We start from the raw sequence: 16,921 nt of genomic DNA, 5'->3' as shown, positions 1-16,921 counted from the left end.
TCTGTTAAGAAGGGGCCCTTCCTTGCGTCAGAGGCCACCCCGGCGGAGCAGAGCGTCGAGGCGGTCGTCGACGGCGTGGCCGGTCTCCTGGGCGGTCGCGAGCTTGCGCATCGCGGTGTTGAACTGCTCGGCCTGGTCGGCGTCGAGGGCCTGCTGGCATTCCTGGCTCCCCTGCCGAGCGAGCGCCACGAACCTCTGCCACACCGGGTGGGTCTCCGGGTCGGGGACCCGGAAGAAGCGCACGGCGGCGCGCGCGAACTCGCTGATCTCGGCGCACAGCGGGCGGACGTCGTCCAGCCTGTCGATGCTCCGGCCCGCCTGGACCCCGGTGGTGACGGCGGCGAAGAGGTCGCGGCGGCCACGCCAGAACCGGTCCAGGAGATCGTCGCCGCCGACGTCGAGCCACGCCTGCGCCTGCAACGCCCTCGACCGGGCCGACACCGGCGCGGCGACCAGCGCGTATCCGCCCTGTCGGGCGATGCGCTGCGTCTCCTCCTCGGCGGGCAGTCGCCCGGCGTGCGGCATCCGCTGCGCGGCGTGCACCGTGGCCACCGCGAGCCCGGCCGTGACGAGGAGGAGCGCGCAGGACCGGCCCCACGCCATCGACCGGGGGCGGCCGGGCGGCGGCGCGCCGCGCGGACGCGGCAGGGCGACCGCCGCGCCCGCGACGAGCACCGTGACCGGCAGCGCCGGCACGATGACCGACGGGAACATCCGCAGCGGCCCGGCCAGCTCCCACGAGCAGGAGCCGGCGTCGAGGGCCAGCGCGGGCACGCAGCCGTCCAGGACGCGCAGCGCCACCACGGTCGCGGACCCGAGGAACGTCGCGACGGCCCCGGCGATCAGGGCGGCGGGAAGCCGGTGCGCGGGCACGGCTACCCGGGCGGCGGCGCCGGCCACGGCCGCCGCGATCACCAGGGCCAGGATCGTGCCGGCCACGAAGGTCACCAGGAAGGCGGTGGCGGACGGGCGCTCCCGCCCGTGCAGCCAGGCCGAGTGCGCCACGGCGGCCAGGCTCCCCGCGACCCCGCCGAGCAGCCCGGCCACGAGCACCCGGCGCAGGCGCGGCGGCGGTGGGCCCGGCGCGGGACCGTCGCCCGGCGCGGCGTCACGCACCCAGCGGGGCGGGCCGACGCCGGGGCGGGGCAGCCAGGCCAGCAGCGGGACCGCCCACAGGCCGGCGAGCGCCAGCAGGGCCAGCGGCGGGGACGTGGGCCCCACGGTCATGAGCAGGACGTACGCCCGGTCGACCGGCGACACCGGCGGATGGTCCAGTTCCGTGCCGCCGGTGTACTGGGTCATCAGGTAGTCACGGAGCCCGGCGACGTCGAACGACCAGCCGGCGGCGTAGGCGGCCCCGACGCTCTGCCACCAGAAGAACCACAGCGACAACGCGAGGGCCGCGGCCGTCAGGTTCAGCAGGGCCACCCCGCGCAGCGACCGGCCCCGCCACGCCACCACCCACAGGCGGGCGCACTGCGTCAGCCACCAGGTGAACGCCACGGCCGCCGCGACGACGAGCGCGAACAGCCAGGGCCGGGCGGGCAGCCACTCGTTGATCGTCCCCTGGCCGGCCACCGCGCTGCCGCCCGCCAGCCCCAGCCCCAGCCAGAGGCCCGCCCGGACGCTGGAGGGCGCCGGTTGGCCGGTGAGCGCCGCGTACACCGCCGCGCGCCACAGTGCGGTCCCGACCACGCCCGCGACCAGCGCGGCGGGGACCAGCGCCGCCGCGTGCTGCGTCCACGTGGTGAGCAGGTTGTACTGGGTGATGGCGTACGCGATGTGGGTGTGGGTGATCGCGGCGGCCGCGCCGGTCAGCACCAGCGGGAGCGCGCGCACACCGAACAGCACGGCGGGGTCGGTCAGGGCCGCGCGCCGCACCTCCCACCCGGGGTGCGGGTGCCACAGTTGTGCGAACGCGTGCCGGATCCGCCGCCCGCGCCCACCGGCCGGGGCCGGGGCGGTGGACCAGCCCGCCGCCGGGTCCGCGCCCCAGCGCACGGCGGCGAGGTCGGCGTAGACCTCGCGGCTGCGCAGCACGTCGGACCGGGCCAGGTAGACCAGCACCGCGAGCAGGCCGGTGACCAGCAGGCCCCGGGCGACGACGGGCGCCTCGGCGGACCACACCTGCGATTCGGACGCCGTGCGGAACTTCCACCCGCACCACAGCAGGAAGAGCGGGACGGCCACGGCGACGTGGACCCGCCACAGGGCCACGGTGAGGTAGGTGACCGTCACGTCCCGGTTGGCGATGTGGGCCAGCTCGTGCAGCAGCACCGCCCGGAACCGCGCCGGGTCGGTGGCCCGCTCGGTGACCAAACCGATGTGCAGGCACACCGTCGCCCGCCCGGTCCGGCCGAACACGACCGCCCCGGCCGAGTCCGCGGCGAGGTCGACCACCGCGCGCGGCGGGCGGGCGAGGCCGGCGACCGCGCACAGGTCGGCCAGCGTACGACCGATCTCGCCGTCGGGGTCGACGGCGGCCAGCGGCACCACCCGGCTGCGGCGGGCCTTCCAGGCGGGCAGCACCCGGAACAACGCGGCCGTGCACAGGGCGAGCAGGGCCCACCAGCCGAGCAGCCACCATCCCGACGGCGGCGGCGCGTAGCGCTCGCTGCACGACCGGTACGCCTCCCACTGGAGGGCGCGCCTGGCCATCACGTTCGCCGCCGGGTCGGTCACCGGGTCGACTCCGGCCGCCAGGTTGCAGGAGAAGCCGTCGTAGGCCGACAGGGCGATCGCGACGTAGAGCAGGATCAGGCTGCTGCTGGCGACCAGGAGCGCGACCAGGAGTGCGAACCGCACCGTCGTGCCCGCGCCCAGCGTCCGCTCGTCGACCCGCGCCGTCGTCCCCGCACCCGGCGTCCGCCCGTCGACCCGCGCCGCCCCGTCGGCGGCGACGCGCTCCCCGAGATCGCCCACCACGGCTACCGCGCCGGGTTCGGCCCGCCGGGCCCCTCGTCGGCAGGCGGGCCCAGCCTGCGCACCACCGTGTCCGTGAGCTCGGCGGCGGCCCGCGCGTCCAGCCCCCGGCGGGTGAACAGGTCGAGCACCTCCGCGCGCAGCGCGGCGAGCTCGTCGGCGGTCAGGGAGGGGATGTCGGCCGGCGCGCGCCTGCCGCGCGCGAACCTGCGCAGCAGCCCCCTGGCCCGGCTGGTCGTGGTGTCCACCGCCTTGCCCGCGAGCCGCTGCGCGACCTGGTCGAGCACCAGCCACACCACCGGGGTGAGGAGCCCGACGGCCTCACCCCAGCCAAAGCCCAACGGCTCGCGCCGGGACCCGGTGCGGCGCAGCAGGCGCACGACGGTCTCGTCGTCGTACGTCGCCAGCCCGTCCACCAGCGGCAGCTCCCGGGGGGCCGCCTCCGTCACCACGGCCCGCACCACGTCCCGCACCGCGACCATGCCACCACCCTCCGTCGCCGCACCGCCCTCAGTAAAGGGCAGCGCCGCAACCCGTCACTGCGGCGGCGGGGGCGGGAAGGTGTGAGGAGGGGCCCCTTGCACAACAGAACGCGTTAACAAGGTGCCCTTCCTTTCACTCTGGGCCGGCGTCAGTTGTCGCAGGTCGTCGCGGGAAGGCCGGAGACCGGCACCGGGGAACGGCCGGTGGCCCGGGACTTGCCGGCGAGCACTTCCGCCAGGGCGGTCATCGACGCCCGGCTGGAGGAGTAGGTCGCCAGCAGCGTCGGCGACGACGCCTTCGACAGCAGGTACGGGGTGTCCATGGCGACGGTCACGGCCGCGTCGCCGCTGAGGTCGCCCGTGCCGTCGCCGTACCCGACGAGGTGCACCTTCGTGCCGCCGCTCGGGACGACCCGCACCCCGGCCGCGGTGAGCGCCTCGGTGAGCAGGGCCCGGGTGCGGTCCCGTCCGCCGGAGGAGGTGATGGTGACCGGGCCGCGCGCCTTCGCGGCGCAGGAGCCGCGCAGCACGGTCACCGCGCCGGCGGCGAGCGCGTCGGCGGCCCGCCGGTGCTCCGGGCTGTTCAGGGTGGACATCGCGGGCGCGGGCGTGCCGGCGAGGGTGAACTTCATGGTCAGCACGCGGGTGACCGCCTCGACGAGCCGGCCGCGGGGCAGCGACCCGTCGCGCAGCGCGGCGAGCAGCCCGTCGTATGCCTGGGTGACGTTCGGGGGCATCAGGATCAGGTCGTTGCCCGCCTTGAGCGCCCGCACCGCGGCCTCCCCCGGCGACCAGCGCTTGGCCGGCGGCATGTTCATGCCGTCGGTGATCACCACGCCCTTGAACCCGAGCTGCCCGCGCAGCACGTCGGTGAGGATCTTGCGGGAGAAGGTGGCCGGGGTGCCCGGGTCGAGGGCGGTGACGTCGAGGTGGGCGGACATCACCGCCAGCGCGCCGGCGTCGATCCCGGCGGAGAACGGCGGGAACGCGGTGCTGTCGAGCACCTTGCGGCTCTGCCCGATCACCGGGACGTCCTTGTGCGAGTCGGTCGCGCTGAGGCCGTGCCCCGGGAAGTGCTTGACGCTGGCCGCCACCCCGGCGCTCTGCAACCCCTTCACCGCGCCGGCGACCTGGGCGGAGGCCCGCTTCGGGTCCGCGCCGAAGGACCGGGAGCCGATCACCGCGCTGCGGGTGGCGAGCACGTCGGCGACCGGGGCGAAGTCCAGGTTGATCCCCATCGCCGCCAGCTCGGCCCCGGCGGCCCGCCAGGCGGCCTCGGTCAGCGCCGGGTCGCCGGCCGCCCCGGCTGCCAGCGGGCTGGGCAGCAGCGTGATCCCGTCGGTGATCCGGGTGACGATGCCGTACTCCTGGTCGGTGCCGATCAGGAAGGGCGCCGCGCCGGCCGGAAGCTTCCCGGCGGCCTCGCGCAGGCCGGCGGTCAGCTCGTGGACCTGAGCGGGGTTGTCGACGTTGGTGGTCTCCTGGTTGCCGCTGGTGGGGTCGTCGGCGCTGAAGCCGACCAGGATCACCCCGCCCAGCCGGTACTTCGCCACCATCTCCGCCGGGGTGGCGACCCCGGCGAGGGCCCGGTTGCCGGCGGCGGAGCCGTCCGAGACCTTCGTCGCCGAGCTGCCGTAGGCGTACGGCATCAGCACCTGGCCGACCAGGTCCTCGTCGGCCAGGGTGCCGACCAGCGCGGCGGCGCGGGCGGCCGGGTCGGCGGCGGGGGCCGGCGCGCCGGACGCGGTGGGGCCCGCCGCGGCGCTGCTGGCCGACGGGGTGGGACGGGGCCGTTCCGGCTCCCCGGAGCACCCGGTGACGAGCAGGGCGGTCAGGGCGGCGAGCGCGACGCCGACACGTCGCGGGGAGTTCGACACGCGCTCCATCCCACCAGTTCACCGCTTATCGGGGCAACCTGACCCCGGCTGGAAAGACCGCACGTCCCCCGTCGGTGTGACGGTCGTTCCCCGGGACAGCGTGGTTCAGCCGACCCGGGTGAGCAGGGTCACCGGCGCGCCGTCGCCCGCGTACCGGTAGGGCTCCAGCTCGGCGTCCCAGGCGGTGCCGAGTGCCTTGTCGAGGGCGTGCGCCAGCGCCTCGGGGGCGCGGGCGGCGGCCATGATGGCGCGCAGCCGGTCCTCGCCGATCTGGATGTCGCCGGCCGCGCCGACGGTGGCCCGGAACAGCCCCCGGCCCGGGACGTGCATGAAGCGCTCGCCGTCGACGCCGGCGCTGGGTTCCTCGGTCACCTCGAAACGGATCATGGGCCACTGCCGGAGGGCAGCAGCCAGCTCGGCGCCCGTCCCCGGGCGGCCGGTCCACCCGCACTCGGCACGGCGGGCGCCGGGATCGACGGGCTGGGCCGTCCACTGCAGGTTGACCGGCGCGACGAGGACGCGCGCAATCGCCCACTCGACGTGTGAGCACACGGCGAGCGGGGTCGAGTGGACATATACGACGCCACGCGTTGGCACGGTGACCTCCCGGAGAGCGAGGTGCGTCTTCCCCTACGACCTCGACCACCCGAGTGGTTGTTGGAACACATGATGACGGGTGGGACGGATGGTGCGCCAGGGAATCGCGAAATTCGCCGAGCCGGACAACGGCGACCCCGCCGCCGTACGCCTCCCCGCCGCTCCCGCCGGGGGCGGAATGTCGGGCCGCCGGCCGAGGTTGTATCCCTCGGACAGGCACGGTGACCAGCCAGGCATCGTGGTCGTGTAGAGTTCTCTCGGCGGCTTGTGCCGCGCACAACTTCGGCGGGTCGAGGTTCCCTCACCAGGGCGTCACCCGTCACAGCCCCCGGACGTTCCCGTCCTCCCGTACGTCTCAAGGAGTACCTCCGTGGCGAGCAACACCTCTAAGACCGCGCGCGCGTCAGTCCGGGCCGGCCAGGCTGGCCAGGGTGGCGCCCTCAGCGTGCTGGGCGAGTTCAAGTACCTCATCCCGCTCAACGGCGGCAAGCACGCCTACGTGCGGAACCTGACCAACGGCAAGACCGCGCACCTGCGCACCGACTCCGAGGCGTTCGTCGAGGAGATCCGGGTGCTGGCCGCCGCCGGCCACGCCGCCAAGATCCGGGCGGAGCTGAACAACCTCGCCGCCGCCCACCCGGACCACGGCTGGGACGCCACCGAGAAGCGCCTCGCCGAGGCCGGCGTCTTCGGCGGCTGAGTCAGCCCCTTCCGGCGGCTGAGTCAGGCCCCTCCGGGGCCGAGCCGGCCCGCCCTCGGGAGCCGGCCGAGCACGCCCCCTTCCGGCGGTCGAGACCGCCGATCGCGTCACCCGAACCGCCCGCCGGGCCACCCGGTGGGCGGTTCGCCGTCTCTGCCCCCTGGCCGGGCTCCTTCCCTCCCCTGCCGCTCGGCCGCCGCGCCGGCCCGGTGCGCTCGGCCCGGTGCGCTCGGCCGCCGCGCCGGCCCGGTGAGAGGGGAACCCTTCTCTACCGCAGGCGTTAACAAGGTGCCCTTCCTTGCACCTGGGTTGGCGTGGTGTCATGGCGGGTAGCCGGTGACCCGAGGGGAGGCGGCGAATGCGGGAGCACACTGAGGTACGGATGTCGGACGGGGTGCGCCTGCACGTCGAGGCGTCCGGGCCGGCCGAGCCGGAGGTCACCGCGGTCCTGCTGCACGGCTGGACCCTGGACGGGCGGACCTGGCACCGGCAGCGCGCCGAGCTGCGGGAGCGCTTCGGCGAGCGGGTGCGCGTGGTCACGTACGACGCCCGGGGTCACGGCCGGTCGAGCTGCATGGCGCTGCCCACGGCCACCCTGGCCCAGCTCGGCGACGACTTGGCCGCCGTGCTGGACGCGGTCGCCCCGGTCGGGCCGGTGGTCCTGGTGGGGCACTCGATGGGCGGCATGACCATCATGGAGTACGCGCACCGGCACCCCGGGCACTTCACCGCCCGCACCGCCGGGCTGGTGTTCGTCTCGACCACGGCCGAGGGGCACGCCCACACCGTCTACGGCCTCTCCCCCCGCATCGCCCGGCTGCTCCGGCTCGCGGAGACCGCCGGCGCCGGGGTGCTGGCCCGCTGCGGCGCGTGGCGTCCGCCCCGGGCCCTGCTGCGCGCCCTGCGCCCGAGCATCCGCTGGCTGCTGTTCGGCGACCGCTGCGACGCGGCCGACATCCGGCTGGTCACCTCGGCGGTGGCCCACGCGACGATGCGCTCGATCGGCGGCTTCCGGGCGTCCATCGGGGCGCAGCGCCGGCTGGACACCCTCGCCGCCCTGGCCCACCTTCCGGCGGCGGCGCTGGTCGGCGACCGGGACCGGCTCACCCCGCCGCCGTGCGCCGAGTCGATCGCGCAGGCCCTGCCGGCGACGGAGCTGACCGTCTGCCCGGGCGCGGGGCACATGCTGATGATGGAGCGCCCGGCCGAGGTGGGCGCCGCCCTGGCCGGCGTGCTGGGCCGGGTGCTGGAGGGCGCGCGGGCGGCGGCTGTCGGGGTCTGACCGGCGGTCGGCCGGGCCTGACGTGTGGCAGAGCGGACCTGACCGACGGCCGCGCCGGGCCGGCGGCGGGCGTGGGGCGGATCGCGTGGGCGGCATGGCCCCGTGAAGCCGCCGGCCGCTGGCCGTACCCTCACCCGGTCACCCCGGCGCGCGGCCCGGCCGCCCTCTGCGAGGAGCTCGTACGTTGACCGACCGCACCACCCTGGAGCAGGAGATCGCCGTCGAGCAGCGACACCTCGACCGCGTGTACGCCCGCCTCGCCGTGCTGCGCCGCTCGGCCGCCGAGGCCGAGAAGGAGGGGTACGGGCTGGCCCGGGTGGGCAACTTCGGGGCGCTCGTCGAGCGGGACGCGATGGTCTTCCACGCCGCCCAGCGCCGGCACCTGCTCGACGCCGAGCACGAGGGGCTGGTCTTCGGCCGGCTGGACCTGCGCGACCGGCAGGTGCTGCACGTCGGGCGGCTCGGGGTGCGCGGCGAGAACGCCGAGACCCTGGTGGTGGACTGGCGGGCCCCGGCCGCCGCCGCCTTCTACCAGGCCACCCCGGCGCAGCCGCTCGGCGTGGTGCGGCGGCGCACCATCGGCTCCGCCCGGGAGCGGGTGACCCGGATCGAGGACGACCTGCTGGACCCGGGCGCGGCCCCGCCGGACATGGCGGTGGTGGGCGACGGTGGGCTGCTGGCCACCCTGTCCCGGGCCACGGGTCGGGGGATGCGGGACATCGTGGCGACCATCCAGCGGGAGCAGGACGAGGCGATCCGCTCTCCCGGCTCCGGCGTGACGGTCGTCTCCGGCGGCCCGGGGACGGGCAAGACGGCGGTGGCCCTGCACCGGGCGGCGTACCTGCTCTACTCCGACCGCAGCCGGTACGCCGGGGGCGGCATCCTGGTGGTCGGCCCGTCGGCGGTGTTCGTGGAGTACATCGCCGCGGTGCTGCCGTCGCTGGGTGAGGAGACGGCGACGCTGCACTCGCTCGGCTCGCTCTTCCCGGGGATGAGCGCCACCCGCACCGATCCGCCCGACGTGGCGGCGGTGAAGGGGTCGCTGCGGATGCGGCGGGTGCTGGAGCGGGCGGCCCGGGACGCGGTGCCGGGCGGGCCGGGCGAGCTGCGGCTGCTCTACCGGGGCGCGCTGCTGCGGCTGGACCGCCGGGAGCTGGACGGCATCCGGGACCGGGCGCTGCCCCGGGGGGCCCGCCGCAACGAGGTGCGCCGGGCGGGCTTCGACGGGGTCTTCGCCGCGCTGTGGGCACAGGCCCGGCGGCTGGGCATCCGGGGGCTGCCGGAGCGGCCCGCGTTCGAGGACGAGATCGCCGAGCGGCCGGAGTTCCGCGAGTTCCTCAAGGCGTGGTGGCCCCGGCTGCACCCCCGGCACGTGCTGGGCTGGCTGGCCCGCCCCGACCGGCTGCGCCGGTACGCCGGGGGCGTGCTGTCCCGGGCGGAGACGGGGCTGCTGGTCGAGGCGTACCGGACGCTGGACGCCGAGGGGCTGACGGTGGCCGACGTCGCCCTGTTGGACGAGCTGGACGCGCTGCTGGGCCAGCCGGTGCGGCCGAAGCGGGCGAAGCGGGACCCGTTCCAGCTCGCCGGGGGCGTGCGCGAGCTGAGCACCGAGGCCGACCGGCGGCGGGCGGCCCGGGAGGCGGCGCGGGCCCGCCCGGAGGACTACCGCGAGTACGCGCACGTGGTGGTCGACGAGGCGCAGGACGTCTCCCCGATGCAGTGGCGGATGGTCGGCCGGCGCGGCCGGCTGGCCTCCTGGACGGTGGTGGGCGACCCGGCGCAGACGGCGTGGACGGGCGACGAGGAGGAGCTGACCCGGGCCCGGGACCAGGCGCTCGGCCGGCGTCGCCGGCACCACTTCGAGCTGACCACCAACTACCGCAACTCGGCGGAGATCTTCGCGGTGGCGGCGGCGGAGATCCGCCGGCTCCACCCGGACCTGGCGCTGCCCCGCGCGGTGCGCTCCACGGGCGTGGAGCCGGTCCGGCTCGCGGTGCCGCCGGCCGGCCTGGAGGCGGCGACCGTCGCTGCGGTGACCGACCTGCTCGGCGAGGTGGAGGGGACGGTCGGGGTGATCACGCCGGTGCCGCGCCGCGAGGAGGTCGCCGGCTGGCTCGCCGGCCTGGCCGCGCCGCGCCTGCAGGTGGTGACCAGCCTGGAGGCCAAGGGCATGGAGTACGACGGGGTGGCGCTGGTCGCCCCGGGGGAGATCCGGGCCGACCCGGGCTCGGGGGTGCGGACGCTGTACGTGGCGCTGTCCCGGGCCACCCAGCGCCTCACCACGATCGACCCGACCGGCTGATCCGGCGGCCCTCCGGTTTTTACTTGCATACATAGCGATGTGAGCATAGATTGAGCCGATCCAGACCGGAGGACGGAGGATCTGACGTGGGCGCGGGTCACGACCACAACCACGGGGCGCAGGCGCTCGGCGCCGACAGCCACCGGGGCCGACTCTGGGCGGCCTTCGGCCTGCTCGCCGCGCTGATGCTGGTCGAGGCGGTGACCGCGCTCAGCACCGGCTCGCTGGCGCTGCTCTCCGACGCCGGGCACATGTTCACCGACGTGCTCGGCATCGGCATGGCGCTCGCCGCAATCACCGCCAGCCGGCGGGCCGCCGCCGATCCGCAGCGCACCTTCGGCCTCTACCGGCTGGAGGTGCTCGCCGCCCTCGGCAACGCCCTGCTGCTCAGCGGCGTCGCGGTCTACGTCCTGGTCGAGGCGGTCCGCCGCTTCGGCGAGCCGCACGAGGTGACCACCGGGCCGATGCTCGTGGTGGCGGTGCTCGGCCTGCTGGCCAACCTCGTCGCCTTCGCGCTCCTGCGCCCCGGCGCGCAGGAGAACATCAACCTGCGCGGGGCGTACCTGGAGGTGCTGGGCGACCTGCTCGGCTCCGTCGGGGTGATCGCCGCCGCCGTGCTGATCATGTTCACCGGCTGGTGGTGGGCGGACCCGCTGGTGGCCGTCGCGATCGGCGTGTTCATCCTGCCCCGCACCTGGCGGCTGGGGCGGGCGGCGGTGCGCATCCTGGTCCAGGCCGCCCCGGAGCACCTCCAGGTGACCGCGGTGCACGACCGGCTGGCGGCGGTGCCCGGGGTGGCGGAGGTGCACGACCTGCACGTCTGGACGCTGACCTCCGGGATGGAGGTCGCCTCGGCCCACCTCACCATGACGCCCGGGGCCGAGGTGGGCGCGGTACTGACCGCCGCCCGCACCACGCTGCACGAGGAGTTCCACATCGAGCACGCCACGTTGCAGGTCGAGCCCGACGGCTGCGGCCCGACCTCCTGGTGACCGGCGAATTTCACGGAAAAATGTCCCGTACGCCGAGATTAACAGGTTTCGTCCGAGTACCATGCGTCACGGAGGCAGCGCTGGTCACACCCGCACCGGTAGGCTCGTTCCCGACCTCCGCCGGGCGGCGCCCTCCGGCGCCTGCGGTGGCCGCCGCCTAATCGCCGAACGGCGAGCCGGGGAACCACGTTCGTGGGGTGCATCCGCTTCGGCGGTAGGGATCTTCCGTCCCGAACCCGTCAGCTAACCCGGTCGGCGGCTGACGGAAGGATGTGCACATGCCAGTAGTGGCACCTGTAGGAAGGACCGCCGCCCGGATGGCGGCGTTGCTGGTGCTGACGCTCGCCGTCGGCCTCGGGCTCGCCCCGGCGGGGGCGGGGGCCGCACCGCCGACCGCCCTGCTCGCCGCCGCGCCCGGCCAGGACGAGGAGGGCGGCACGCCCGCCCTGCGCGCCCAGCTCGAGGCGGCCAGCAAGGGCTACGTGGAGGCCAAGAACGCCCTCGACCGCTCGGTGAAGCGGCAGAAGCAGCTCGGCGACCAGCTCAAGACCGTCGAGGCGGAGCTGGCCACCCGCAACGCGACGGTCGGCAGGATCGCCGGCGTGGCGTACCGCAAGGGGCGACTCAGCGCCGCCTCCGCGCTGCTCGACAGCAGCTCCCCCGAGGGCTTCCTGGACCGGGCCGCCGCGCTCGACGCCGTGGCCAGCCAGGAGGACCGGGCGCTGCGCGAGCTGATCACCACCCGGGACGAGGCGGCGAAGACCCGGCTGGCCCTCGACGCCGAGATCCGCGAGCAGCGCAAGCAGGTCGCGGTGATGGGCAAGCGCAAGGAGCAGGCCGAGCAGGCGCTGACCGTGGCCAACCGCAAGGCCCGCGCCAGCAGCACCGCGGGCAGCGCCGCCCCACGGGGCACCTCCAGCAAGAACGCCGCCCCCGCGAAGCGCAACTCCGACGGCTCCTGGCCGTCGGAGTCGTGCAGCGTGAACGACCCGACCCCGGCCAACGGCTGCATCACCCCCCGCACCCTGCACGCCCTCAAGCAGGCCAAGGCCGCCGGCTTCACCCGGTACGTCTCCTGCTACCGCCCCAGCGGCTCCGGGGAGCACCCGAAGGGGCGGGCGTGCGACTTCGCCGCCCAGAAGAACGGCTTCGGCGGCGTCGCCAGCGGCGGGGATCGCACCTACGGCAACAACCTGGCGGCGTTCTACGTGCGCAACGCCGACCGGCTCGCCGTGCTGTACGTGATCTGGTACAAGCAGATCTGGCTGCCCAGCAGCGGCTGGAAGGCGTACAGCGGTGGCAACGGAGACCCGTCCAGCGACCACACCAACCACGTGCACCTGTCGGTGATCTGAGGTCGGCGTCGCCCGAGGCGGGCGGGGCGGGGCCGGCGGCGAGCCGACCCCGCCCGCCGCCTCCGGCGAGAGGCAGCGGGGCGGCCCGGGGCGCAGCTCGCCGCCGGACGGGTCACCGGCTCAGGCGCCGGGCAGCACCTCGGGGGTGGCCGCCCCGGCGTAGTAGGGCTCCGGGGCACCGAACAGACCCAGCAGGCCGGTCACCCAGAGCTGCCGGTGCACGAACCGGCTCGGCTCGGTCACGATCAGCTTCACGCCACTGACCTCGGCGATCTGGAAGCCCGCCACCATCGCGCTGATGCCGACGGAGTCGATGAAGGTGACGAGCCGCATGTTCAGCTCGATGCGGGCGGGGCGGCCCTTGGCCAGGACCTCGGCGATGGCTTCACGCACCTCGTACGCGGTGTCGACGTCGATCTCGCCCCGCGGGGCGATCTCGATGACACCACCCGGAACAACCGACTTCACGATCGACAGGCTCACGCGAGCACCTCCACTCGCCCGTCCCCGGGCGCCTCATCAGTACGCGGGCCGCGACCGAGAGTATTCCTCCGACGGCCTCGGTCGCCACCCCTCGGGATGAGCAATTCGTGGATCAGGACCAGCCGGGCCCTCATCCAGACCTTATGGATTCTGTTTATCAGACGATCGACGCGGGATCGATGTCGCGGACCCAGGGTAACGGTCCCCGCCGATCATCGCGCGCACCCCGGGCCCCGGGCGCGCCCGCCGGCCGCCTCCCAGGCGTGTCGCCCACGACACACGGACGCCCCCAGCGAGATTGCGCCCGCCCCCTAGCATCGGCGAGGCCCGATATCCATAGCAGGGAGGGACTCGACATGATCCGGAGACTGGCCGGCCTGGCCGGCGTCGGCGCGCTGCTGGCACTCGTGCTGGCCTGCGGCATCGGCGGCGGCAGCGACGACGATGACGACGACGGGGACGACTTCGCCCGCCCGGCGACGGTGGTGGCCGTCCGCTGAGCCCCGCCCGACGGGCCGGGTTTGCCGCCCCGGCCCGTGGGGCACTGGCCGGTTGGTGGTCCACGCCGAAGTCCGAAGTGGCCGCAAGCTTCGGCACCCGAGGAGGTAGCACGATGTTCGGAACCAACCTGCTGGAACGCCGCAGCAAGCCCGAGCGGATCGCGGACCAGGCGTGGCAGCACCTCGCCTCGGTCGTCAGCTCCGCCGGGGACAGCGCCCTGGGCACCGCCCGCACCGTCCGCCGCAACGGTTCCGGCCTGGCCGACGAGGCCGGCGAGTTGGTCGGCTCCGCCGCCGAGGAGGCCCGCCGCCGGGCGGTGCTGGCCTTCGACGCCCTCGCCGGCCGCCGGCCGGCCCTGCCGTGGACGCTGCTGATCTCGGCTGCCCTGGTGGGCGCCGCGATCGGCTGGGCCGCCGGTTCGGTCGCCCGAGCCGCCTACAGCCGGGGCGAGCGCGACATCGAGGAGATCGAGTTCGTCGACGTCGACCGCCCCAACTCCCCCGCCGGCCTGGACGGCTGAGGCGTCCCGCCCCCGGGGCGGCCCGGCCGGGCGGCACGCCACCGCCGTCGCGCCGCCGTCGTGCCGCCCCGGGGCCGGCTCAATCCAGGTGGTGGGGCCGGCTCAGTCGAGGTGGTAGACGAGCCCGTCGCCCACCGCCTCGCGCCGGATGCCCAGCCCCTCCACCGGCCGGCTCTCCGCCCCCTGCCACGGGGTGCCAGCCGCGTGCGCCGGCAGCAGCACCACCGTGCGCACCCCCACCCGCCGCAGGTAAGCCACGGAGGCCGCGTCGGGGAAGCTCAGGCTCGCCGCCCGGATCTCCTGCTGGCTGGCCGGGATGAACGAGGCAAGCCCGTTGACCACCTTCGGGAAGCCGTCGGTGGACCAGAGCATCACGTGGAACTCCCGGATGCCCTCGCTGGGCAGCACCAGCGCCGGGCCGTCCAGCCCGCGCAGCGCCGCCGGCGCGACGGGGGCCGGCACGTGCGGCGTGCGGTTGACCCCCTCGGCGAGCACCAGCAGCACCGGCAGCACCAGCACGGCCTGCCCCCAGCGCCGCCACCGCCCGCCGGAGGCCCCGGAGCCGGGCGTCGACCCCGGCCCCCCGTCCCGTGCCGCCGCCTGGTCCGGCGCCGCCTCCCCGTCCTGTGTCGCCGCCCGGTCCCGTGCCGCCGCCCCGTCCCGTGCCGCCGCCCCGTCCTGCGCCTCCTCCGGCCCCGGGTCGCGGAGCGTCAGCGCGCCGGCGGCGAGCACCCCCAATAGCAGCGTCGTCCAGAGCACCAGCCGTCCCGGCGTGCGGATGCCGTCCCAGCCCGGCACGTGCTCCACCAGCGTCACGTACCCCGGGTCGCCGTCCCCGCCCAGCGTCGTGCCGGCCGCCAGCGCCGCGCTGACCAGCACCCCGACGGCCAGCGCCAGCCGGTGCCGCACCCGCCAGGCGGAGACGAACAGCCCCGCGACGGCGAGCCCGATCAGCACCATCCCCGGCAGCAGGGTCATCTCCCCCGCGAAGCTCAGCAGGGCCCGCGCCGTCTCGTGCCGCTCCCCCCACAGCCACGACTCCGGCGGGGCCGTGAGGAAGCCGCGCGGTGGCGGGGAGAACATCGCGATCTGCTCGACGGTGCGCCGGCCCGACGGGTGACGGGCCACCACCTCGAAGTAGGGAACGGCCATCAGCAGGGTCACCCCGGCGAAGAAGACGCCGCCGGCCAGGTCCGCCACCAGCAACCGGCGCGGGAACACCGGCCGCCGCCGACGACGCCACCACGACCAGCCGTACCCGCCGGCCGCGCCGAGGCAGAGCAGCGCCAGCGCGTACGCGAAGGGCAGGCCGATGCCGAAGCCGAGGCTCACCTGCCACGCGGCGACCAGCCACCCCGCGCCCGCCCAGCCCGGCCGCACCCGGTCCGGGCGGTGCCCGTCGCGCAGCGACCAGCCGTGCCCCCGGGCCAGCATGGCCAGCGCCAGCGCGATCCCGCCGACGCTGAGCACGTGCAGGTGCCCGGCCTGGGCCAGCTTCCACGGGGCGTACGCGAAGGAGGCCCCGGCCACCGCCGCGCCCGCCCAGGCCGCGCCGAGCTGCCGCGCCAGGGCGTACGCCCCGACGAAGGCGAGCGCGTGCACCAGCACGTACAGCAGGTTGTAGCGGACCACGGCCGCGACCGGCCCGTCCCCGATCATCCCGAACGGGGCGTAGCCGAGCAGGGTGTCCGAGTAGGCGTAGGTGTACGGCTCCGGGTAGAACGTGTTCGAGTGCCAGACGCCGGCCGGGTCGGTGAGCAGCGCGTGCCCGCCCCAGGCGACCTGCCACGCCTGCAACGTGGGGTCGCCGACGTCCTGCGGGAGCGTGCCGGTCAGGTCGGCCACGGTCGGCCAGGTCAGCGCCACGGCCAGCAGCACCGAGCCGAGCACCGCGAGGGTCCACTCGTGGCGCGCGAGGCGGGCCAGCCGGGCGGCCACGGCCCACCCCCGCCCAGGCCCCGGCCCGACGGCCGGCGCCTCGGGAACGGCCGGTGCCGCCTGCCGAACCTCACCCATCGCCCGCTCCCCACCGTCGAGTCCTGCCGTGCAGACGATGGTGCCGGACCGGGCCGACGCTTGTCGATGCCCGCCGCCGGCTCACCCACCCCGGGCGAGCCGCCCTCACCCGGGGCCCGGACAGGCTCGACGAGCACGCGGGCGCACGCCCGCCGCCGAGCGCCGACGCCCGAAGGGAGCCAGCGATGGCCACCGCCACGACCGTCCGTACCGACCAGGACATCCAGGCCGACGTGCTGGACGAGCTGACCTGGGAGCCACGGGTCCAGCCGAACGAGATCGGCGTGACCGTCACCGAGGGCGTGGTGACGCTGACGGGTTGGGTCGACAACTACGCGAAGAAGTGGGTGGCGGAACGCGCCGCGCACCGGGTCGCCCGGGTCCGGGCCGTCGCCAACGACCTCACCGTCCGGCTGCCCGGCCCGGCCGAGCGCACGGACACGGAGCTGGCCACGGCGGTGCGGCGCGCGCTGGAGTGGGACGCGTTCGTGCCGGTGGAGCCGCTCCAGGTCACCGTCGCCGACGGCTGGGTCACCCTGCGCGGCGACGTGGAGTGGGAGTACCAGCGGCGGGCCGTGGAGCGCGCCGTCGGCCGGCTGACCGGCGTGCGCGGGCTGAGCAACGGGATCACCGTGCGGCCCTCGGTCCGCCCCGATCCCGCCGAGCTGACCAACCGGATCGTCGACGCGCTGGCCCGCAACGCGGCGATCGCCGGCGAGCGGATCACGGTGCGGCTGCGCGGCGACGCCGTGCTGCTGGAGGGCGTGGTCCACTCGGTGCCGGAGCGCGCGGAGGTGGAGCGGACCGTCTGGTCGGCCCCTGGCATCCACCACGTCCACAACCATCTGGTCGTGCTGACTGCGTAAGGAGGGGCACCCTCTTAACGCATTCG

The 16,921-nt window shown here is 75.6% G+C and carries 14 protein-coding genes and 1 riboswitch; of the genes, 8 read left to right on the top strand and 6 right to left on the bottom strand.

Annotated features, from left to right (window positions below):
* Positions 1-27: 27 nt before the first annotated feature.
* From LPU43_RS22860 to LPU43_RS22845, 4 genes are all read right to left on the bottom strand, one after another.
* Positions 28-2,922, bottom strand: coding sequence for a M56 family metallopeptidase (locus tag LPU43_RS22860; RefSeq protein ID WP_229402551.1), 2,895 nt, complete (start codon positions 2,920-2,922; stop codon positions 28-30).
* 5 nt (positions 2,923-2,927) lie between these two features.
* On the bottom strand, positions 2,928-3,404 hold the full coding sequence (locus LPU43_RS22855; RefSeq protein ID WP_229402550.1) for a hypothetical protein: 477 nt from the start codon (positions 3,402-3,404) through the stop codon (positions 2,928-2,930).
* Positions 3,405-3,553: 149 nt separating this feature from the next.
* A complete protein-coding gene (locus tag LPU43_RS22850) occupies positions 3,554-5,290 on the bottom strand; it encodes a glycoside hydrolase family 3 protein (protein ID WP_229402549.1) in 1,737 nt (578 codons plus the stop codon).
* A gap of 96 nt (positions 5,291-5,386) precedes the next feature.
* Entirely contained in the window at positions 5,387-5,878 is a 492-nt protein-coding gene (locus tag LPU43_RS22845) for a DUF3145 domain-containing protein (RefSeq protein ID WP_229402548.1), read from the bottom strand.
* Between the two features lie 370 nt (positions 5,879-6,248).
* Between LPU43_RS22845 and LPU43_RS22840 the strand changes: the two genes are divergently transcribed.
* From LPU43_RS22840 to LPU43_RS22820, 5 genes are all read left to right on the top strand, one after another.
* On the top strand, positions 6,249-6,578 hold the full coding sequence (locus LPU43_RS22840) for a hypothetical protein (protein ID WP_229402547.1): 330 nt from the start codon (positions 6,249-6,251) through the stop codon (positions 6,576-6,578).
* A 358-nt stretch (positions 6,579-6,936) separates the two neighbouring features.
* Positions 6,937-7,860, top strand: coding sequence for an alpha/beta fold hydrolase (locus LPU43_RS22835; protein WP_229402546.1), 924 nt, complete (start codon positions 6,937-6,939; stop codon positions 7,858-7,860).
* 184 nt (positions 7,861-8,044) lie between these two features.
* Positions 8,045-10,162 (top strand): HelD family protein, encoded by a 2,118-nt coding sequence (locus LPU43_RS22830; protein WP_229402545.1) that lies wholly within the window; start codon positions 8,045-8,047, stop codon positions 10,160-10,162.
* Between the two features lie 86 nt (positions 10,163-10,248).
* A complete protein-coding gene (locus tag LPU43_RS22825) occupies positions 10,249-11,154 on the top strand; it encodes a cation diffusion facilitator family transporter (RefSeq protein ID WP_229402544.1) in 906 nt (301 codons plus the stop codon).
* A 144-nt stretch (positions 11,155-11,298) separates the two neighbouring features.
* Positions 11,299-11,428, top strand: a riboswitch (cyclic di-AMP (ydaO/yuaA leader).
* A gap of 4 nt (positions 11,429-11,432) precedes the next feature.
* Positions 11,433-12,509: a coiled-coil domain-containing protein gene (locus LPU43_RS22820; RefSeq protein ID WP_229402543.1), complete on the top strand. Its 1,077-nt coding sequence runs from the start codon at positions 11,433-11,435 to the stop codon at positions 12,507-12,509.
* Positions 12,510-12,629: 120 nt separating this feature from the next.
* On the opposite strand, the gene LPU43_RS22815 is transcribed toward LPU43_RS22820, so the two are convergent.
* Positions 12,630-12,992 (bottom strand): STAS domain-containing protein, encoded by a 363-nt coding sequence (locus LPU43_RS22815; RefSeq protein WP_229402542.1) that lies wholly within the window; start codon positions 12,990-12,992, stop codon positions 12,630-12,632.
* Between the two features lie 356 nt (positions 12,993-13,348).
* Here LPU43_RS22815 and LPU43_RS22810 point away from each other — a divergent pair, with 356 nt between their 5' ends.
* Together LPU43_RS22810 and LPU43_RS22805 are read left to right on the top strand one after the other, a co-directional pair.
* Complete coding sequence (locus LPU43_RS22810) at positions 13,349-13,492, top strand: hypothetical protein (RefSeq protein ID WP_229402541.1); 144 nt, start codon at positions 13,349-13,351, stop codon at positions 13,490-13,492.
* A 113-nt stretch (positions 13,493-13,605) separates the two neighbouring features.
* Positions 13,606-14,013: a hypothetical protein gene (locus tag LPU43_RS22805; protein WP_229402540.1), complete on the top strand. Its 408-nt coding sequence runs from the start codon at positions 13,606-13,608 to the stop codon at positions 14,011-14,013.
* A gap of 102 nt (positions 14,014-14,115) precedes the next feature.
* Here the strand turns inward: LPU43_RS22805 and LPU43_RS22800 are convergent, their stop codons facing one another.
* Complete coding sequence (locus LPU43_RS22800) at positions 14,116-16,029, bottom strand: hypothetical protein (RefSeq protein WP_229402539.1); 1,914 nt, start codon at positions 16,027-16,029, stop codon at positions 14,116-14,118.
* A gap of 185 nt (positions 16,030-16,214) precedes the next feature.
* On the opposite strand from LPU43_RS22800, the gene LPU43_RS22795 reads away from it, so the two are divergent.
* Positions 16,215-16,895 carry a BON domain-containing protein gene (locus LPU43_RS22795; RefSeq protein WP_229402538.1) on the top strand — a complete coding sequence of 227 codons (681 nt, stop codon included), beginning with the start codon at positions 16,215-16,217 and terminating at the stop codon, positions 16,893-16,895.
* Positions 16,896-16,921 lie beyond the last annotated feature (26 nt).

The sequence above is a fragment of the Micromonospora okii genome (assembly GCF_020884795.1).
GTDB classification, from domain to species: domain Bacteria; phylum Actinomycetota; class Actinomycetes; order Mycobacteriales; family Micromonosporaceae; genus Micromonospora; species Micromonospora okii.
This window is presented reverse-complemented; position numbering and strand designations above follow the sequence as displayed.